Origin of the sequence: Kitasatospora sp. NPDC094019, from assembly GCF_044764505.1 — a bacterium.
GTDB lineage: Bacteria > Actinomycetota > Actinomycetes > Streptomycetales > Streptomycetaceae > Kitasatospora.
The window spans coordinates 327,916-345,723 of record NZ_JBIWIF010000010.1; the positions used below are offsets into that span (position 1 = coordinate 327,916).

Sequence of the window (17,808 nt, forward strand, 5' to 3'; positions counted from 1 at the left end):
GGCTGGGGCCGGGGCCGTCCGGGGCCGGGCGGCGGACCGGTCTGCCACGGCGGCTGCTGGATGACCGGGCCGGCCGCGCGGCGGGCGGACCTCGTGGTGCGCCGTCCCGGCCGGTCGGGCGCGGAGGGACGGGGATGACCGGCCGGGGCGGTGGGCCGCCGCCGGGAGACACCCCGGTGGCCCCGGAGGCCGAGGTGGCCGGCGTGGCCGAGGCGGTGCCGAAGGTGCCCCGGCTGCGTGCACCGCGCACCACGGCGGCCGCGGTGGTCGCCACCGTGCTGCTGGTCCTGGCCGTGGCGCTGCTGTACGACGTGGTGGCCGTCCGGACCGGGCACGCGGCCCGGCAGTGGCGTGCCGACCTCGCCGACGAGCTGGCCACCCGGCACCTGGACGATCTCGCGGTCCTGCTGGGCGCCGGAGGGGTCACCCTGCTCGGCGGCTGGCTGCTGTGGCTCGCGCTCGCCCCCGGTCTCGGCCGCTGGCTGCCGCTGCGCCCGCACGGCGACACCGCGGCGGTCATCGACCGGTCCGGCGTGGCCGCCCTGCTGGCCGACCGGGCGGCCGGGCTCCCGGGTGTCGAGCACCTGAAGGTGCGGATCAACCGGCGCCGGGTGCGGATCGCGCTGGTCGGCCCGGCCGATCCGGCTTCGGTGCAGCGGCAGCTGCGGGCGGAGCTGGCGGCGGTCACCCTGGCCGGGCCGATGCGGTTGGACGTGCGGACGGCGGGCCGCCGACGGCGCGCCGGGGCCGGCCCGGTACCGGAGGAACCGGCACAGGAACAGCGGGAACAGCAGGTGCGGGACCGGCGGGCGGGGGAGCGGCAGGTGCGCGAGGGCGGCGCGGCGGAGGCTCCGGCGCGGGGCGGCCCGGAGCGGGACGGTGGTGGCGAGTGAGCCGGAGCGCGGTCAACCGCTTGCTGCTGGGGGTGGTCGGGGCGGTGCTGCTGGTGGTCGGGGTCCTGGTACTGGCCGGCGGCCTCGACCTGTACCGGCGTCTCGGCGTGGACCCGCCGTCCTGGTGGCCGCTCACCTCGCCCGACCGCCCGGTGCTGAGCGGTCACGCGCGGACCCGCTGGGCGGACCGGTCCTGGTGGTGGCCGGCGGTGATCGCGGGCCTCTCGCTGGTGGTCCTGGGCACCGGCTGGTGGCTGCTGGCGCAGCTGCGCCGCAGCGGTCCGACGACCGTCCTGCTGCCGACGCCCGGGGTGTCCGGGCTGCGGTTGCGGCTGCGCACCAGAGCTCTGGAAGAGGCGGTGGAGAGCGGCGCGGTCGTTCTGCCGGAGGTCGAGCGGGTGGGCGTCCGGCTGGTGCGCGGGCGTCGGCACCCCCGGTTGCGGGCGGCCGTCCGGATGGCCCCGGGCGGTGATCCGGCCGCGCTCGCCGAGCACTTCGAGACCGGCCCGCGCACCGGGGCGCGGGCCAGCCTGGGGTTGCCGGAGCTGCCGGCGGAGCTGCGGATCCGGGTGGTCGCGGCCCGGCCGGAGGTGACCGGGCGTCAGCACCGCGGGCGCAAGCGGCCGCGCGTGGTCTGACCGGGGACACGGCCGCCCGGAGTCACCCGAACCGCCCGGACCACCCCGGGCCGGCCCGGTCCACCCCGGGGCGCTCGGGCCGCTCAGAGGCCGCGCAGGGCGCCGCCGTCGACGGGGACCATCACCCCGGTGAGGTAGGAGGCGGCGGGGGAGAGCAGGAACGCCGCGACCTTGCCGAACTCCTCCGGGGTGCCGTAGCGGCCGAGCGGGATCGCGGCACTGTGGCGGGCGCGGGAGGCCGCCGCGTCGCCGCCGAGCGCGTCCAGCTCACGGACCCGGTCGGTGTCGATCCGGGCCGGGAGCAGGCCCACCACCCGGATGCCGCGCGGCCCGAGCTCGTCGGCCAGCGACTTGGCGGCCATCGCCAGGCCCGGGCGCAGGCCGTTGGAGATGCCGAGGCCGGCGATCGGCTCGCGGACCGAGCCGGAGAGCACGAAGCCGATCACCCCGCCGTCGCCCAGCGTCGCGGCGGCGGCGCGGGCGATCCGCAGGGCACCGAGGAAGACCGACTCGAAGGCGTCCCGCCAGGCTTCCTCGGGGGCGGTGGCGACCGGCCCGGCCTGCGGTCCGCCGACGCTGATCAGGACGCCGTCGAGGCGGCCGAAGCGTTCGACGGCCGCGGCGACCAGCCGCTCGGCGGTGCCCGGGTCGGCGTTGTCGGCCACCAGCCCGGCCACCCGGTCCGGTCCGCCGCCGAGGGCGGCGAGTTCGGCCACGGCGGCGTCGACGGCCGCCGCGCCGCGACCGGTGACCAGCACCCGGGCGCCGTCGGCGGCGAGTTCGCGGGCGGTCGCCAGGCCCAGTCCCCGGGTCGCCCCGGTGACCACGTACACCTTGTGCTGCAGTCCAAGATCCATGGGGACATCCTGCCGGGTGGGCCCGGGCGGGAGGTAGGGGGCGCGGCGGGGGAGGGCCGCCGTCGCTGGCGTTGACGTCGGCGTCAAGGTCTACCGTCGGTCCCGGCGGCGTTCGAACGGCTGCCGGAAGGGCAGGGTCCGGACATGCGGATCGGTGAACTGGCGAGGCGGGCGGGGACGACCACCCGGGCACTGCGGTACTACGAGCAGCTCGGGCTGCTCCCGGCCCGTCGGGCCGGCAACGGGTACCGCGCGTACGGGGAGGAGGACGTGCGGCTGCTGCGGCAGATCCGCACGCTCCAGGACTTCGGCTTCGGGCTGGAGGAGACCAGGCCGTTCGTCGAGTGCCTGCAGGCGGGGCATCCGCACGGCGACTCCTGCCCGGCCTCGCTGGAGGTCTACCGGAAGAAGCTGTCCGAGCTGGACGAGTGCATCGCCCGGTTGCAGGAGGTCCGTTCCCAGGTGTCGGAGCAGTTCGCCCGGGCCGAGCGGGAGCGCGACGCGCTGGCGGCCGGGGCGGCCGCGGAGCCGCCGCAGTGCGAGTGGGCCGCAACGGCGGTCCCCGACCGGATGACAGGGGAGAGGTAGCAGATGATGCGGATCGCGGGAGTGGCGACGGTCACGGACGAGACCTTCGCCACCGAGGTGCTGGCGGCCGAGGGGCCGGTGCTGGTGGACTTCACGGCGGACTGGTGCCCGCCGTGCCGCCAGATGGCGCCCGTCCTGGCGGACATCGCCCGGGAGGAGGCGGACCGGCTGACGGTGGTCAGTCTGGACGTGGACCACAATCCGGAGACCCAGGCGGCGTACGGGGTGCTGTCGATGCCGACGCTGATGCTGTTCCGCGGCGGCGAGCCGGTGAAGTCGGTGGTCGGCGCGCGGGCCAAGGCCCGGCTGCTGCGGGACCTGGAGGACGCGCTCTAGCCGGCGCTCGCGGACGCCGGGGGCAACGGGACCGCCGGACCGCCGGAGTGTCAGAGGTCTCAGGGGCGTCCGTGCCGTCCGTGCCGTCGGGGGCCGGGGCGGCCGGACCTCACGGTGTCAGGCCGGGACGGCGACCGGGAGGCCCTCGGTCTCGGCGGCCTCCTTGCGCCGGTCCTTGGCCTCGCGCCGGGCCATCACCACGAACCCGACCGGGATCAGGGCGGTGAACAGCCACCACTGGATCGCGTACGCCATGTGCGGCCCGATGTCGGAGTGGTTGGGCTCGGGCAGCAGCTCCGGCTGGTCGGCCGGGGCGGGCTCGGTGGCGGTGAGTTCCAGGTAGCCGCCGAGCAGACCGGCGCCGGTGTCCTTGGCCTGCTGGGTGGAGCTGATCAGGTTGAACTGCCGGTCCGGCAGTCCGGCCCGGTCCTTGAGACTGCCGCCGGCGGCCTCGTCGGCGCGCATCCGGCCGGTCAGGGCGACCTGGCCGGCCGGGGCGGCCGGGATCGCGGGGTACTCGGTGGCGGAGGTGCCGGAGGCCACCCAGCCCCGGTTGACCAGGACGGTCCCCGCGCCGTCGGCGAGCACCAGCGGGGTGATCACGAAGTAGCCGATCTTGTCCCCGCTGGAGTCGGTCCGCTTGCGGACCACGAACTCGTGCGCAGGGTCGTACTGCCCGGTGGCCGTCACGGCCCGCCAGGTGAGGTCCTTGGGGACGGCGAAGCCGGGCGCCGCCGACAGTGTGTCGAACGGCACGGGCGGGTCGGTGAGGGACCGGGCGATCAGCTCGTTGCGGTCCACCCGCGCCTCGTGGCGGTGCAGCTGCCAGAACCCCAGCCGGACGGTCGCGGGGATCAGCAGCAGGGCGATCAGCAGGGTGATCAGCCAGCGCCGGGAGAGCAGAAAACGGTACACATGGGCACGGTACGCCCTGTTCACAACCGGCTCACGCACCGGGGTGCGGGGCGACCTCGCGCAGCAGTTGGAGGAAGGCGTCCTCGCCGACGACCGGGGTGCCGAGCTCGCGGGCCCGGCGGGCCTTGCCGCTCCAGCTGCCCGGTTCGTTGGTCACCAGCAGGCTGGTGAGGCGGCTCACCGAGGTGGCGATGTGCAGGCCGGCCTCGACGGCGCGGTCCTCCAGCAGCTCGCGGTCGGTGGCGGTGTCGCCGGTGAAGGCCACCCGCATGCCCTGGAGCAGCGGCTTGCCGTCCTCCCAGCGCCCCGGGTTGGGGTAGGGGCACGGCGGCCGCTTCTTGGCCTGGCGGTAGGACGCGCCGGTCCAGGAGGCCCGGGAGGGGGAGGCGGGCGTGTCGTCGCCGAGGTCGGTGACGGCCACACAGGACTGGAGCGGCAGCGGAACGCCCCCCGAGCGGGCCAGGTGCAGGCTGGGGCGGAACGCCTCGGCGAGGACCCGGGCGTCGTCCAGCGCGTTGTGCGCCTGGCGCTGCTGGACGCCGAAGTACGCGGCGAGCGAGGAGAGCTTGCCGTTGGGCAGCGGCAGCCGCAGGTCGCGGGCGAGCACCATGGTGCACAGCCGGTGGTCGACCGGGGCGTGCAGGCCGGCCCGGGAGAACTCGCGGGAGATCATGTTCCAGTCGAAGAGCGCGTTGTGGGCGACCAGCACCCGGCCGCGCAGCCGCTCGGCGAACTCGCCGGCGATCTCCGGGAAGGTGGGGGCGCCGGCCAGCTGGTCGCCGGTGAGGCCGTGGATCCAGACCGGGCCGGGGTCGCGCTCCGGGTTGACGAGGGTGTACCAGTGGTCGGTGACCTCGCCCTCCTCGTCCAGTTGGTAGACGCCCGCCGAGATGACGCGGTCCGTCCGGCCGAGGCCGGTGGTCTCGACGTCCACCACCGCGAAGCCGTCGGCGGGCGCGCTGGACCGCTGAGCCGGGAGGGGGGCGGTCCGCGGAGCTGCGCCGGGGGTCTCGGGCTGGATCGCGTACATGGTGCAACAGAATACGGCCCGCCGACGGCCGCGGCGGGCGGTCCGGCCGGGTCCGTCCCGCTCCGGCGCTGCCGGCCGTCGTTCGGAATGTTGCCCGGGACCGGCCGGAATAGAGTGGACGGTGCAGTCGTCGTACATCTGGTCGATTGTTTTCCGGTCGTCCGCGCCACCCCTGCGGACACCTCTGCGAAGGACGAACCCTCATGCGCGCCACGGTCATCCACGGTCCCAACGACATCCGGATCGAGCAGGTGCCGGACCCGGTCGTCCAGCAGCCGACCGACGTCGTGGTGCGGGTGGTGAACGCCTGCATCTGCGGCAGCGACCTGTGGGCGTACCGCGGTGTCGCCTCCCGGGTGGCCGGTCAGCGGATCGGGCACGAGTTCCTCGGCGTGGTCGAGGAGGCCGGCGCCGAGGTCCGGGACTTCCGCCGGGGCGACCTGGTGGTGGCGCCGTTCGTCTGGTCGGACGGCACCTGTGACTTCTGTCGCGAGGGTCTGCAGACCTCCTGCCCGCACGGCGGCTTCTGGGGCGAGGTCGGCTCGGACGGCGGACAGGGCGAGGCGGTGCGGGTGCCGTTCGCGGACGGCACCCTGGTGAAGCTGCCCAAGGAGGCGCTGGGTGACGAGAAGCTGCTGCCTGGCCTGCTGGCGCTGTCGGACGTGATGGCGACCGGCCACCACGCGGCGGTCTCGGCGCGGGTCCGGGCGGGCTCCACGGTCGCGGTGGTCGGGGACGGCGCGGTCGGCCTGTGCGGGGTGCTGGCGGCGCACCGGCTGGGCGCCGGGCGGATCATCGCGCTGGGCCGGCACGCCGCCCGGACGGACCTGGCGCGCCGGTTCGGCGCGACCGACGTGGTCGCCGAGCGCGGCGAGGCGGCGATCGAGGCGGTGCGCGAGCTGACCGGCGGGCAGGGCGCGCACGCCGTGCTGGAGGCGGTCGGCACCGAGGAGTCGATGCGCACCGCGGTGTCGATCGCCCGCGACGGCGGCGCGGTCGGTTACGTGGGCGTGCCGCACGGCGGCAGCGCGGGTGTGGACATCGGTCAGATGTTCGGCCGGAACGTTTCGCTCAACGGTGGCGTCGCGCCGGCCCGCGCCTACATCCCCGAGCTGCTGGAGGACGTCCTCTCCGGTGCCATCGAGCCGGGTCTGGTCTTCGACCGCACGGTGGACCTGGACGGTGTTCCGGACGGCTACCGGGCCATGACCGACCGCTCCGCGCTGAAGGTGCGGATCGAGTTCTGATCCGGAGGCCCTCGGCGGGGCCTCCGACGAAGGGTCCTGACGGATGTCGGGGCGGCACCGAAATGGCCGGTGCCGCCCCTTTCGTTTGCCCGGATACGGTGGTTTTCGGCCAATCGGTTAGTGCAGAGGGGTGAACGTCTGGCTGGTCACGGTCAAACCCTTTCGGCTTACGCGCCACCCTCCTAGCATTGCGCGGCGCGCATCCGGACTGTGACGTCGCTCACGTCCGATCGTTCCACTGGTGCGACCACTACGCCGAACGAGTGAGGAGTCAGAGTGGAATCGCCGCCGATCGACACCACTGCCGCCGAAACCCAACTCATCGAGGAGAGCGCGGAGTTCCGTGCGCTCAGGTCCTCGTTCCGGAGCTTCGCGTTTCCGGTCACCATCGGTTTCGTGCTCTGGTACCTGCTCTACGTCCTGCTCTCCAGCTACGCCCCCGGCCTGATGGGCACCCAGGTCGTCGGGCACATCAATGTCGCCCTCGTGCTCGGACTGCTGCAGTTCTTGACCACTTTCGCCATCGCGGCCTGGTACGCGCGCTACGCCGCCCGGAGGCTGGACCCGCCCGCGGCCGCCATCCGTGAGGCGCGCGGCGCCGTCGTCCACGCCCCCAGGGAGGCCGCCGAATGAACCTGCTCGCCACAGCCGCCACCGACCACCGCGGCCTCACGATGACCCTGTTCGGGATCTTCGTGCTCACCACCCTCGGCATCACCGTCTGGGCCGGCCGCCAGACCAAGGACGCCGCCGACTTCTACGCCGGCGGCCGGAGCTTCTCCGGATTCCAGAACGGCCTCGCCATCTCCGGCGACTACATGTCCGCGGCCTCGTTCCTCGGCATCGCCGGCGCCATCGCGCTGTTCGGCTACGACGGCTTCCTGTACTCGATCGGCTTCCTGGTCGCCTGGCTGGTCGCCCTGCTGCTGGTCGCCGAACCGCTGCGCAACTCGGGCCGCTACACCATGGCCGACGTGCTGGCCTTCCGGATGCGCCAGCGCCCGGTGCGCACCGCCGCCGGCATCTCCACCATCGTGGTGTCGATCTTCTACCTGCTCGCCCAGATGGTCGGCGCCGGCAGCCTGGTCGCCCTGCTCCTCGGGGTCAGCGGAGACGGTGCCAAGCGCTGGACCATCGTCGCGGTGGGCGCGCTGATGGTCCTCTACGTCGCCATAGGGGGTATGAAGGGCACCACCTGGGTGCAGATCGTCAAGGCCGTGCTGCTGATCGCCGGCACCGCGCTGATGACCTTCCTGGTGCTGGCCAAGTACCACTTCAACATCTCCAGCCTGCTCGGCGCCGCCGCCGACGCCAGCGGGAAGGCCAACGCCTTCCTGGAGCCGGGGCTGAAGTACGGGGCCACCGGCACCAGCAAGCTCGACTTCCTCAGCCTCGGCCTCGCGCTGGTGCTGGGCACCGCCGGCCTGCCGCACATCCTGGTCCGCTTCTACACCGTGCCCACCGCCAAGGCGGCCCGGAAGTCCGTGCTCTGGGCGATCGGCATCATCGGTGGCTTCTACCTGATGACGCTCGCCCTGGGCTTCGGCGCCGCCGCGCTGGTCGGCCCGAAGACCATCAAGGCGTCCAACGCGGCGGGCAACACCGCGGCCCCGCTGCTCGCCGAGAACCTGGGCGGCGGCGCGGGCACCACCGGCGGCGCCGTGCTGCTCGCGGTGATCTCGGCGGTCGCCTTCGCCACCATCCTGGCCGTGGTCGCCGGGCTGACCCTCGCCTCCTCGGCCTCCTTCGCCCACGACCTCTACGCCAACGTGATCCGGCGCGGCAAGGTGTCCGAGCACCAGGAGGTGTACGTGGCCAAGTGGGCCGCCGCCGGGATCGGCGCGGTGGCGATCGTGCTGAGCCTGTTCGCCGACAAGCTCAACACCGCCGCCCTGGTCGCCCTGGCCTTCGCGGTCGCCGCCTCGGCGAACCTGCCCACCCTGCTGTTCTCGCTGTTCTGGAAGCGGTTCAACACGGTCGGCGCGGTCAGCTCCGTCTACGCCGGACTGGTCAGCTCGGTGCTGCTGGTGGTCTTCTCGCCGGTGGTCTCCGGCGGGAAGAACTCGCTCTTCCCGCACTCCGACTTCCACTGGTTCCCGCTGGAGAACCCCGGCCTGGTCTCGATCCCGGTCGGATTCCTCGCGGGCTGGCTCGGCACCGTGCTCTCCCGTGAGGAGGCCGACCCGGCGAAGTACGCTGAACTGGAGGTCCGCTCGCTGACCGGGCTGGGCGCCCACTGACGAACAGGTGATGATTAAGCTGGCCCGGCCCCGCCGTGACGGGTGGCCGGGCCGGCCGCTCTCCGGGCGGCACCTCTACTCGGGAAGGGACCGCCGTGCTGCTCGACACCTTCGGCCGCCGCGCCGTCGACCTCCGGGTCTCCCTCACGGACCGGTGCAATCTGCGCTGCACCTACTGCATGCCCGAGCAGGGCCTGCAGTGGCTGGCCAAGCCCGACCTGCTCACCGACGAGGAGATCGTCCGGCTGGTGACGGTCGCGGTGCGCGACCTCGGTGTCCAGGAGGTCCGCTTCACCGGCGGCGAGCCGCTGCTGCGCCCCGGACTGGTCGGCATCGTCCAGGCGTGCGCCGCGCTCGACCCGCGCCCCGAACTCTCGCTCACCACCAACGGCATCGGCCTCGCCCGGACGGCGGCGGCGCTGCGCGAGGCCGGCCTGGACCGGGTCAACGTCTCGCTCGACACCCTCGACCCGGACACCTTCCACACCCTCACCCGGCGCCACCGCCACCAGGACGTCCTGGACGGCCTGGCCGCCGCCGAGGCCGCCGGGCTCACCCCGGTCAAGCTCAACGCGGTGCTGATGCGCGGGGTCAACGAGGACGAGGCGCCCGCGCTGCTCGCCTGGTGCCTGGAGCGCGGCTACGAGCTGCGGTTCATCGAGCAGATGCCGCTGGACGCCCAGCACGGCTGGGACCGCTCCTCGATGATCACCGCCGAGGAGATCCTGGACCGGCTGTCCGCCCGCTTCGACCTCACCCCCGAACCCTCCGCCACCCGGGGCGCGGCTCCCGCCGAACGCTGGCTGGTGGACGGCGGGCCGGGCCGGGTCGGGGTGATCGCCTCGGTGACCCGCCCGTTCTGCCGCGCCTGCGACCGCACCCGGCTCACCGCCGACGGCCAGGTCCGCGACTGCCTCTTCGCCACCGGCGAGACCGATCTGCGCACCGCCCTGCGCTCCGGCGCGGACGACGCCGAGCTCGCCGCCCGCTGGCGCACGGCGATGTGGGGCAAGAAGGCCGGTGCCGGGATCGACGGCCCCGACTTCCACCAGCCGGTCCGCCCGATGTCGGCGATCGGCGGCTGAGCCCTGCCGCCGGGCCCGGCGGCAGTTCCTCAGTCCGCGTCGGGGGTCCACCCGGCGAAGGGGAGGACCTCCTTGAGGAAGCCGCGGACGCCCAGGAACTGGGAGAGGTGCTCGCGGTGCTCGTCGCAGGCGAGCCAGGTCTTGCGCCGGTCCGGGGTGTGCAGCTTGGGGTTGTTCCAGACCAGGACCCAGACGGCGTCCGCGCGGCAGCCCTTGGCGGAGCAGATCGGGGTCTGCGGCTGAGGGGCGTCGGGGAGCAGCATCGGAGTTCGTCCTCGGGCGGTCGGCGATGGATCGGCGGGAGATCGGCGGGGGCTCGTCACCGCCAGTCTGTCACGCTCCGCAGCCGCTCCGCCGGGAGGAGGGTGCTCGGGCGGCGGGGCCGGACCCGGAGAACACATGGCGACGCCGGGCAGCCACGGGGGGAGCCGCCCGGCGTCGGTCCGTCGCTCCGACGGGGGATGCGGAGCGCGTACGCAGTATGTCACGGTCCGGGCCGGGTATGGGGAGGTCTTGCATGATTAATCTGAGCTTCTTTTGAGCTTTCCACTACGGCAAGAGGGGGAAAGCAGGGTAAAACGGTCGCTCAGCTCCGACTCTGTGAAGAATCGGTGGGCACACGGCCCGCCCCATCGGCACCGTGCGTCACATTCGCCCCGCGGCCACCGGTGCCGCCGGGGCCCAGCATCAGCGGCGTTTCCGGCGGCACGTCGAAGGTGGACGGCAGCCCCGGCGCGCGCTCCCGGCCCGCGTTGGCGAGCAGCACTGCGAAGTACGGCAGCAGCACCCCGCCCGCCAGCGCCGCCAGTGCCAGCCACCGCTGCACGTCCCACAGCACCACCGCGAGCAGGACGCAGACCGTCCGCAGCAGCATCGACGCCACGTAGCGGCGCTGGCGGCCCCGGACGTCCTCGCTGAGGCTGCTGCGGGCCCCCGTGATCCGGTGGACCTGTCCGGCCCCGGTGCTCTTGCCCATGTCGCTACCGCCCTTGTCCAGCACCCGCGCGCCTCGCCGCCCGGCCTCCTCGCCGCCCGGCCTCCTCACCGTACGCCCGGACCGGGCGTACGGGGAGACCGGGTCGGCGGACACGCCTCAAAGACGCCGGGAGAGGTACTCCGGCGGCACCACGTCCGTCAGCCAGACCCCGTTGGCGCTCACCCGGAACTCGTGGCCCGCGGCGGCCATCCCGGCCGCGTCCACCAGCAGCACCACCGGACGGCCGTGCCGGGAGCCCACCCGGGTCGCGGTGTCGGCCTCCGCGGACAGGTGGACGTCCTGCCGGGCCATCGGACGCAGCCCCTCCCGGAGGATCGCCCCCAGGCTCCGGTCCGCCGTGCCGTGGAACAGCACCGGCGGGGGCTCGGTGGCGGCCAGACCGAGGTCGACCGCCACCGTGTGCCCCTGGCTGGCCCGGATCGACAGGCCGTCCGGCGAGTAGGCGAAGCGGCGCTTGTTGTTCGTCGCCACCACGTGGTCCAGCTCCGCCCGGGTCAGCCGGGTGCCCCCGGCCGCCAGTGCGGTGAGCAGGACGTCCACCCGCACCCAGCCGGCCGGGTCCAGGGTGATCCCGGCCCGCTCCGGCTCGTGCCGCAGGATCCGCGACAGCATCTTGCTCGTCCGGACCACGCGCTTCTCGTCCGACCCCATCGATCCCCCCTCGTCGGCCGCCGGGCTACGAAGCCTGGCTGACCGAACTCATGTTGAATCCCGCGACCCGGACCGGCGGCATCGCCGTCCGGGTGAACCAGTCGCTCCACTCGCGCGGCAGGCAGCGCTCCGTCCGGCCCACCTCGGTGATCCGGCCGAGCAGGTCCACCGGCGACTCGTTGAAGCGGAAGTTGTTGACCGCCCCGACCACCTCGCCGTTCTCCACCAGGTAGACGCCGTCCCGGGTCAGGCCGGTCAGCAGCAGCGTCGCCGGGTCCACCTCGCGGATGTACCAGAGGCAGGTGAGCAGCAGACCGCGCTCGGTACGGGCGATCATCTCCTCCAGGGTCGGCGCGGCCTCCCGGTCGGCCGCCTCCAGGACGAGGTTGTCGACCGCCGGGCGGACCGGCAGGCCGCCCAGCGCGGCCGAGTGGCGGCTGGTGACCAGGGAGGCCAGTTCGCCGTCGCGGATCCAGTCGGTGGCGGTCAGCGGCAGGCCGTTGTCGAACACCGAGGACTCGTCCTCGCTCGCGTGCGCCAGCACGAACGGCGCGCACTCCAGGCCCGGTTCGGCCGGGTCGGAGCGCAGGGTCAGCGGCAGTCCGGCCAGCTTGTCACCGATCCGGGTGCCGCCGCCGGGCCGGGAGAACACCGTCCGGCCCTCGACGGCGTCCCGGCCGCCGGACGACCAGGTCAGATGGATCATGAGGTCGGCGACGGCCGACGGCGGCAGCAGCGTCTCGTAGCGGCCGGCCGGCAGGTCGATCCGCCGGGCGCCCCAGCCGAGCCGCCGGGTCGCCTCGGCGTGCAGCGCCGTGACGTCCACGTCGGCGAAGTCCCGGGTGGCGGCGCCGACCCAGGCCGAGCCGGACAGGTCGGCGGTCTTGGCGTTCAGCTCGACCGTGCCGGTCGGCTGGTCGTGCCGCAGCCGCAGGCCGGTGGAGGTGCCCAGGTAGCTGGTGACCAGCTCGTGCCGGGCGAAGCCGTAGAGGAGTTCACCCCGCCCGGCGGCGTCGGCGAAGGCCCGGCCGAGGGCGGGCGCGAACCGCGCGAACACCTCGATCGAGGTCTCCGCGGGCGGCGCGGTGAAGTCCGGCGAGGGCGCCTGCCCGGCGGCGCTGACCAGGGGCCGGGCGTCCTCGGCCGGACCGGCCGCGCGGGCGGCCTCCTCGGCGGCCCGGACCAGCCCGGCCACCTCCTCGGCGACGACGGCCTCCCGGGAGACCACGCCGGAGGCGGTGCCCTCGGCGCCGTCCACCGTGGCGACCACGGTGAGCCGCCGGCCCCGGGTGACACCGTTGGTGGTGAGGGCGTTGCCGGCCCAGCGCAGATTGGCGGTCGACTCCTCGTCGGCGATCACCACGCAGCCGTCGGCGCGGGAGAGGCCGAGCGCGAGTTCGACGAGTTCGTGGGGCTGCGTCGCGGCCATCAGTGACCCGCCTCCTGCTGGGTGTTGAGCACATTGACGTTCCGGAACAGCGCCGAGGGGCAGCCGTGGCTGACCGCGGCGACCTGGCCGGGCTGCGCCTTGCCGCAGTTGAAGGCGCCGCCGAGCACATAGGTCTGCGGGCCGCCGACGGCCGTCATCGAGCCCCAGAAGTCGGTGGTGGTCGCCTGGTAGGCGAAGTCCTTGACCTGACCGGCGAGTTCGCCGTTGCGGATGGCGAAGGCGCGCTGCCCGGTGAACTGGAAGTTGTACCGCTGCATGTCGATCGACCAGGAGCGGTCGCCGACGATGTAGAGGCCGTTCTCGACGTCCGCGAACAGGCCCTCGGTGGACGGGCCGTCGGCGGCGGGCCGGAGCGAGACGTTCGCCATCCGCTGCACCGGCACGTGTCCGGGGGAGTCGGCGAAGGCGCAGCCGTTGGACCGTCCGAGGCCCTTGAGGCCGGCCATCGCCCGGTCGAGCTGGTAGCCGACCAGCACCCCGTCCTTGACCAGGTCCCAGGACTGCGCGGCCACCCCCTCGTCGTCGTAGCCGATGGTGGACAGGCCGTGTTCGGCGGTGCGGTCGCCGGTGACGTGCATCAGCCCGGAGCCGTACTCCAGCGAGCCGAGCTTGTCGAAGGTGGCGAAGGAGGTGCCCGCGTAGGCGGCCTCGTACCCGAGCGCGCGGTCCAGCTCGGTGGCGTGGCCGATCGACTCGTGGATGGTCAGCCACAGGTTGGACGGGTCGATCACCAGGTCGTAACGGCCCGGTTCGACGCTCGGCGCCCGCATCTTCTCGGCCAGCAGGACGGGCAGTTCGGCGAGTTCGGCGTCCCAGTCCCAGCCGCGGCCGGTCAGGTACTCCCACCCGCGCCCCACCGGCGGGGCCAGGGTGCGCATCGACTCGAAGGCGCCGGTGCTCCCGTCGACCGAGGTGGCCTCCAGCTCCGGGTGCAGCCGGATCCGCTGCTGGGTGGTGACGGTACCGGCGGTGTCCGCGTAGAACTTGTTCTCCTGCACGGTCAGCAGGGTCGCCTGGACGTGCGAGACGCCCTCGGCGGCCAGCAGCCGGGAGCTCCACCCGGCGAGCAGCTCCGTCTTCTCGGCGTCCGGCACCTCGAAGGGGTTCAGCTCGTACGCGGAGACCCAGGTGACGTCCCGGTGCACCGGCTCCGGGGCCAGTTCCACCCGCTCCTTCGACCCCGCCGCGCGGCTGATCCCGCCGGACAGCCGGGCCACCGCGACGGCCTGCTCGGCCACCCGCGCCGCCGCGTCCGGGGTGAGGTCCACCCCGGCGGCGAAGCCCCAGGCGCCGTCCAGCAGCACCCGGACGGCGAAGCCGAGCTGGACGCTGTCGGAGGTGCCGGCCGGGCGGGCGTCGCGCAGCCGCCAGGAGGCGCTGCGCACCCGCTCCAGGCGGAAGTCGGCGTGGGTGACGCCGAGTTCACGGGCCCGGGTGAGGGCGGCGTCGGCGAGGGCGCGCAGCGGCAGGCCGAGGAAGAGCGGGTCGACGGCGCGCGGGCCGGCGCCGCCGGGGGCCGGGGACGTGCTGGTCGGGGGCAGCGGAGGCAATCGGGCTCCCTGATCGGGGGGACGGTGGTGCAGGACCCCCGGGTGAACGGGGGTGCCCGCACGGCATCATGGCCCGTCAGAGGGGTTTCGGCCAGCGCATTCCTCCGGCGTGGCCCCGGCCGGCCCCTTCCGCCCCGGTCCTTCCGCCGTCGGCCCTCGCGTTCCGTCCGGCCCGGGAGGCGTCCGGTTCGGGCGACCTCCTGGTTCAGGTGACGTCCCGGTCCGGGAGAGCCCCCGGCTCAGGAGACCTCCCGGTTCAGGCGACGCCCTCCCACCAGCCGTCCGGCTCCGGCGGGCTGTCGACGTCCACCCGCTCGCCCGGACGCGGCACCGCCAGCGGCACGCCGTGCTCCTTGGCCGCCACCAGCAGCCGCTCGATCGGCTCGGCCCACGGGTGCAGCCCCAGGTTGAAGGTGCACCAGTGCACCGGCACCAGCAGCCCGGCGTCCAGCTCGCGGTGGGCGAGGACGGCGTCCTCCGGCGTCATGTGGATGTCGGCCCAGGCCGGGTCGTACGCGCCGACCTGCACCAGCGCCGCGTCGAACGGGCCGTGCTCGGCGCCGATCCGCGCGTAGCCCTCGAAGTAGCCGGAGTCGCCCGTGTAGTAGACCCGGCGGTTCGGGCCGGCGATCACCCAGGAGCCCCAGAGCGTGGTGTTGCGGGTCAGACCCCGGCCGGAGAAGTGGTGGGCCGAGGTCAGCGTCACCGTGAGATCGCCCAGCGTGCAGGTCTCGTTCCAGTCCAGCTCGATGATCCGGTGCTCGGGGACACCCCAGCGGCGCAGGTGGGCGCCGATGCCGAGCGGCACCGCGAACGGCGCGGACTGGCTGCGCACCAGCCGCCGCACGGTCGCCATGTCCAGGTGATCGTAGTGGTCGTGCGAGATCAGCACCGCGTCGACCTGCGGCAGCTCCTCCAGCTCCACCGGCACCGGGTGCAGCCGGCGCGGGCCGACCTGCGCGGCGGGGGAGCACCGCTCGCTCCAGATCGGGTCGAGCAGCACCCGCGCGCCCTCGACCTCGACCAGCGCCGAGGCGTGCCCGTACCAGGTGACCGCCACACCCTCGGCCGCCGGTCCGGCGGCCTCCGCCGGGCGGACCGTGGGCACCGGGCGGCTCGGCGTGCGGCCGTCGCGCTGGAACAGCGCCCGGCGCACCGTCTCCACGTCGATGCCCGCCTGGGCGGCCGGCCGGGCCAGCTCGGAGGGCGCGTTGTGGAAGACGCCGTCGCGGTACTGCGGGGAGTTGCGCAGCCGCTCCTCCCGCTCACCGTCCGGCCGCCGCCCGAAGGCCGCCGGCAGGTCGCGCAGTGCCCAGGCGACCGCTCCCGCGCCGGCCGCCAGTGCGGCCAGGGCCACCAGTCGTCCGCGCCGGTGGGTCGTCCCGGCCTGTGCCTCGCTCATTCCGCGCTCCGCATCGTCGTCGCCGGGGCCCGTGTCCGGCCGTGGGCCCGGGTCGGCCCCGGTGCGGCGGCCCCGGCTCGTGCCGCACCAGGGGGCACAACGGGCGTGCCCCGCTGCCGGGTTCCCGGACGTGCGGCTCAGTGGACACGACAATACGGCCCCGCCACATGCGCGAACGGCGGGAAAACAGCCCCGGGCCGGATTGTCGGATACCGACAGTTCCACCGGTGCTGCGCTGTGGGAGCCCGATTCGTCGCCGCGCCGGGCCGACCGATAGCGTCGCACCGCGTACATCGTTTCGACGTGCGCGGACATCACGGAGTGGTACGCGGACACACGGCGTGCGCACACAACGGAGAGAGGTGGATCGTTGAGCCGCTCGGTTCTCGTCACCGGAGGCAACCGGGGCATCGGCCTCGCGATCGCCCTGGCCTTCGCCGAGGCGGGCGACAAGGTCGCCATCACCAGCCGGTCGGGTGAGGTCCCCGAGCAGCTGGCCAAGTACGACGTGCTCGCGGTGCGCTGCGACATCACCGACAGTGCCCAGGTCGACGCCGCGCTGACCGAGATCGAGGCCGCGCACGGCGGCGCGATCGAGATCCTGGTCGCCAACGCCGGCATCACCAACGACACCCTGCTGCTGAGGATGTCGGAGGAGGCGTTCACCTCCGTCCTGGACACCAACCTCACCGGTACCTTCCGCGTGGTGAAGCGCGCGTCCAAGCTGATGATGCGCGCCCGCAAGGGCAGGATCGTGCTGATCTCCTCGGTCGTCGGCTTCTCCGGCTCCCCGGGCCAGGCCAACTACGCCGCGTCCAAGGCCGGCCTGGTCGGCTTCGCCCGCTCGCTGGCGCGCGAGCTGGGCCCGCGCAACATCACCGTCAACGTGGTCGCCCCCGGCTTCGTGGACACCGACATGACCGCGGTGCTCACCGACGAGCGCCGCGCGGAGATCGTCGCCGGCGTGCCGCTGGGCCGTTACGCGGCGCCCGCCGAGGTCGCTTCCACCGTGCGGTTCCTCGGTTCGGACGAGGCCGCGTACATCACCGGAGCCGTCATTCCCGTGGACGGCGGATTGGGCATGGGTCACTGAGTCATGAGCGGAATTCTTGAGGGCAAGCGCATCCTGATCACGGGTGTACTGATGGAGTCCTCCATCGCCTTCCACACCGCCAAGCTGGCCCAGGAGCAGGGCGCCGAGGTCATCCTCACCGCCTTCCCCCGGCCGAGCCTGACCGAGCGCATCGCGAAGAAGCTGCCGAACCCGGTCAAGGTGCTGGAGCTGGACGTGTCCAGCGAGGAGCAGCTGGCCGGCATCGCCGACCGGGTGCGCGAGCACCTGCCGACCCTGGACGGCATCGTCCACTCGATCGGCTTCGCCCCGCAGGACGCCCTGGGCGGCAACTTCCTGAACACGCCGTGGGAGTCCGTGGCCACCGCCATGCACGTCTCGGCGTACTCGCTGAAGTCGCTCACCACGGCGCTGCTGCCGCTGATGCAGGACGGCGGCGCGGTCGTCGGCCTCACCTTCGACGCCCAGTTCGCCTGGCCGCAGTACGACTGGATGGGCCCGGCGAAGGCCGCCCTGGAGTCGACCAACCGCTACCTGGCGCGCTACCTGGGCGAGCGGAACATCCGCTGCAACCTGGTCTCGGCCGGACCGATCGGCTCGATGGCCGCCAAGTCCATCCCGGGCTTCGGGGACCTCGCCGCCACCTGGGACGTCCGTTCCCCGCTGAAGTGGGACCTGAGCGACCCGGAGCCGGCCGGCCGCGGCGTCGTCGCCCTGCTGTCGGACTGGTTCCCGAAGACCACCGGCGAGATCGTCCACGTCGACGGCGGCCTGCACGCCATCGGCGCCTGACGCCTCCGGCGGGTCACAGGTACGAACGCCGCTGCCCGGCGCCCCCTCGCAGGAGGGGGCGCCGG

General features: G+C 73.8%; 19 protein-coding genes. 10 read left to right on the forward strand and 9 right to left on the reverse strand.

What is annotated here, in order from left to right; translation table 11 throughout:
- Positions 1-134: 134 nt before the first annotated feature.
- Positions 135-893 (forward strand): DUF6286 domain-containing protein, encoded by a 759-nt coding sequence (locus tag ACIQ9P_RS24060; RefSeq protein ID WP_402359641.1) that lies wholly within the window; start codon positions 135-137, stop codon positions 891-893.
- Complete coding sequence (locus tag ACIQ9P_RS24065; protein ID WP_402359643.1) at positions 890-1,531, forward strand: alkaline shock response membrane anchor protein AmaP; 642 nt, start codon at positions 890-892, stop codon at positions 1,529-1,531. Before ACIQ9P_RS24060 ends, ACIQ9P_RS24065 begins: the two co-directional genes overlap by 4 nt.
- Positions 1,532-1,614: 83 nt before the next feature.
- Here the strand turns inward: ACIQ9P_RS24065 and ACIQ9P_RS24070 are convergent, their stop codons facing one another.
- Positions 1,615-2,388 (reverse strand): SDR family oxidoreductase, encoded by a 774-nt coding sequence (locus ACIQ9P_RS24070; RefSeq protein WP_402359646.1) that lies wholly within the window; start codon positions 2,386-2,388, stop codon positions 1,615-1,617.
- Positions 2,389-2,532: 144 nt separating this feature from the next.
- Here ACIQ9P_RS24070 and ACIQ9P_RS24075 point away from each other — a divergent pair, with 144 nt between their 5' ends.
- Complete coding sequence (locus tag ACIQ9P_RS24075; RefSeq protein WP_402359649.1) at positions 2,533-2,976, forward strand: MerR family transcriptional regulator; 444 nt, start codon at positions 2,533-2,535, stop codon at positions 2,974-2,976.
- A gap of 3 nt (positions 2,977-2,979) precedes the next feature.
- On the forward strand, positions 2,980-3,312 hold the full coding sequence (trxA, locus tag ACIQ9P_RS24080) for a thioredoxin (RefSeq protein WP_402359652.1): 333 nt from the start codon (positions 2,980-2,982) through the stop codon (positions 3,310-3,312).
- Positions 3,313-3,429: 117 nt separating this feature from the next.
- On the opposite strand, the gene ACIQ9P_RS24085 is transcribed toward trxA, so the two are convergent.
- Together ACIQ9P_RS24085 and ACIQ9P_RS24090 are read right to left on the reverse strand one after the other, a co-directional pair.
- Entirely contained in the window at positions 3,430-4,227 is a 798-nt protein-coding gene (locus ACIQ9P_RS24085; protein WP_402359655.1) for an SURF1 family protein, read from the reverse strand.
- Positions 4,228-4,258: 31 nt separating this feature from the next.
- Entirely contained in the window at positions 4,259-5,257 is a 999-nt protein-coding gene (locus ACIQ9P_RS24090; protein ID WP_402359658.1) for a DEDDh family exonuclease, read from the reverse strand.
- 203 nt (positions 5,258-5,460) lie between these two features.
- On the opposite strand from ACIQ9P_RS24090, the gene ACIQ9P_RS24095 reads away from it, so the two are divergent.
- The 4 genes from ACIQ9P_RS24095 (at position 5,461) to moaA (ending at position 9,829) form a co-directional block, all read left to right on the forward strand.
- Positions 5,461-6,504, forward strand: coding sequence for a zinc-dependent alcohol dehydrogenase family protein (locus ACIQ9P_RS24095; RefSeq protein WP_402359661.1), 1,044 nt, complete (start codon positions 5,461-5,463; stop codon positions 6,502-6,504).
- 276 nt (positions 6,505-6,780) lie between these two features.
- Complete coding sequence (locus tag ACIQ9P_RS24100; RefSeq protein ID WP_402359664.1) at positions 6,781-7,137, forward strand: DUF485 domain-containing protein; 357 nt, start codon at positions 6,781-6,783, stop codon at positions 7,135-7,137.
- Positions 7,134-8,744 (forward strand): cation acetate symporter, encoded by a 1,611-nt coding sequence (locus ACIQ9P_RS24105; protein ID WP_402359666.1) that lies wholly within the window; start codon positions 7,134-7,136, stop codon positions 8,742-8,744. Before ACIQ9P_RS24100 ends, ACIQ9P_RS24105 begins: the two co-directional genes overlap by 4 nt.
- A 95-nt stretch (positions 8,745-8,839) precedes the next feature.
- Positions 8,840-9,829 (forward strand): GTP 3',8-cyclase MoaA, encoded by a 990-nt coding sequence (moaA, locus tag ACIQ9P_RS24110; protein WP_402359669.1) that lies wholly within the window; start codon positions 8,840-8,842, stop codon positions 9,827-9,829.
- 29 nt (positions 9,830-9,858) lie between these two features.
- On the opposite strand, the gene ACIQ9P_RS24115 is transcribed toward moaA, so the two are convergent.
- The 6 genes from ACIQ9P_RS24115 to ACIQ9P_RS24140 all read right to left on the reverse strand — a co-directional run bounded on the left by ACIQ9P_RS24115 (position 9,859) and on the right by ACIQ9P_RS24140 (position 15,879).
- Complete coding sequence (locus ACIQ9P_RS24115) at positions 9,859-10,092, reverse strand: hypothetical protein (RefSeq protein ID WP_043478631.1); 234 nt, start codon at positions 10,090-10,092, stop codon at positions 9,859-9,861.
- A 323-nt stretch (positions 10,093-10,415) separates the two neighbouring features.
- The gene (locus tag ACIQ9P_RS24120) at positions 10,416-10,805 is read right to left on the reverse strand and encodes a DUF3099 domain-containing protein (RefSeq protein ID WP_402359672.1); all 390 of its coding nucleotides are present in this window, start codon (positions 10,803-10,805) and stop codon (positions 10,416-10,418) included.
- A 117-nt stretch (positions 10,806-10,922) separates the two neighbouring features.
- Positions 10,923-11,477, reverse strand: a complete 555-nt coding sequence (locus ACIQ9P_RS24125) for an RNA 2'-phosphotransferase (RefSeq protein ID WP_402359674.1) — start codon at positions 11,475-11,477, stop codon at positions 10,923-10,925.
- Between the two features lie 25 nt (positions 11,478-11,502).
- Positions 11,503-12,906 (reverse strand): metallopeptidase TldD-related protein, encoded by a 1,404-nt coding sequence (locus ACIQ9P_RS24130; protein WP_402359677.1) that lies wholly within the window; start codon positions 12,904-12,906, stop codon positions 11,503-11,505.
- Positions 12,906-14,477 carry a TldD/PmbA family protein gene (locus tag ACIQ9P_RS24135; protein WP_402359680.1) on the reverse strand — a complete coding sequence of 524 codons (1,572 nt, stop codon included), beginning with the start codon at positions 14,475-14,477 and terminating at the stop codon, positions 12,906-12,908. The genes ACIQ9P_RS24130 and ACIQ9P_RS24135 overlap by 1 nt, the downstream gene beginning before the upstream one ends.
- Before the next feature lie 256 nt (positions 14,478-14,733).
- Positions 14,734-15,879 (reverse strand): MBL fold metallo-hydrolase, encoded by a 1,146-nt coding sequence (locus ACIQ9P_RS24140; RefSeq protein WP_402359683.1) that lies wholly within the window; start codon positions 15,877-15,879, stop codon positions 14,734-14,736.
- Positions 15,880-16,249: 370 nt separating this feature from the next.
- On the opposite strand from ACIQ9P_RS24140, the gene fabG reads away from it, so the two are divergent.
- Both fabG and fabI read left to right on the forward strand, forming a co-directional pair.
- On the forward strand, positions 16,250-16,972 hold the full coding sequence (fabG, locus tag ACIQ9P_RS24145; RefSeq protein ID WP_402359686.1) for a 3-oxoacyl-[acyl-carrier-protein] reductase: 723 nt from the start codon (positions 16,250-16,252) through the stop codon (positions 16,970-16,972).
- Between the two features lie 3 nt (positions 16,973-16,975).
- Positions 16,976-17,743, forward strand: coding sequence for an enoyl-ACP reductase FabI (gene fabI / locus ACIQ9P_RS24150; protein ID WP_402359689.1), 768 nt, complete (start codon positions 16,976-16,978; stop codon positions 17,741-17,743).
- Positions 17,744-17,808 lie beyond the last annotated feature (65 nt).

Bases quoted from the DNA above. Each gene is read 5' to 3' on its own strand.
- ACIQ9P_RS24060 (WP_402359641.1), top strand. From the start codon at position 135: ATGACCGGCCGGGGCGGTGGGCCGCCGCCGGGAGACACCCCGGTGGCC.
- ACIQ9P_RS24070 (WP_402359646.1), bottom strand. From the start codon at position 2,388: ATGGATCTTGGACTGCAGCACAAGGTGTACGTGGTCACCGGGGCGACC.
- ACIQ9P_RS24075 (WP_402359649.1), top strand. From the start codon at position 2,533: ATGCGGATCGGTGAACTGGCGAGGCGGGCGGGGACGACCACCCGGGCA.
- trxA (WP_402359652.1), top strand. From the start codon at position 2,980: ATGATGCGGATCGCGGGAGTGGCGACGGTCACGGACGAGACCTTCGCC.
- ACIQ9P_RS24090 (WP_402359658.1), bottom strand. From the start codon at position 5,257: ATGTACGCGATCCAGCCCGAGACCCCCGGCGCAGCTCCGCGGACCGCC.
- ACIQ9P_RS24095 (WP_402359661.1), top strand. From the start codon at position 5,461: ATGCGCGCCACGGTCATCCACGGTCCCAACGACATCCGGATCGAGCAG.
- ACIQ9P_RS24105 (WP_402359666.1), top strand. From the start codon at position 7,134: ATGAACCTGCTCGCCACAGCCGCCACCGACCACCGCGGCCTCACGATG.
- ACIQ9P_RS24115 (WP_043478631.1), bottom strand. From the start codon at position 10,092: ATGCTGCTCCCCGACGCCCCTCAGCCGCAGACCCCGATCTGCTCCGCC.
- ACIQ9P_RS24120 (WP_402359672.1), bottom strand. From the start codon at position 10,805: ATGGGCAAGAGCACCGGGGCCGGACAGGTCCACCGGATCACGGGGGCC.
- ACIQ9P_RS24125 (WP_402359674.1), bottom strand. From the start codon at position 11,477: ATGGGGTCGGACGAGAAGCGCGTGGTCCGGACGAGCAAGATGCTGTCG.
- ACIQ9P_RS24130 (WP_402359677.1), bottom strand. From the start codon at position 12,906: ATGGCCGCGACGCAGCCCCACGAACTCGTCGAACTCGCGCTCGGCCTC.
- ACIQ9P_RS24140 (WP_402359683.1), bottom strand. From the start codon at position 15,879: ATGAGCGAGGCACAGGCCGGGACGACCCACCGGCGCGGACGACTGGTG.
- fabI (WP_402359689.1), top strand. From the start codon at position 16,976: ATGAGCGGAATTCTTGAGGGCAAGCGCATCCTGATCACGGGTGTACTG.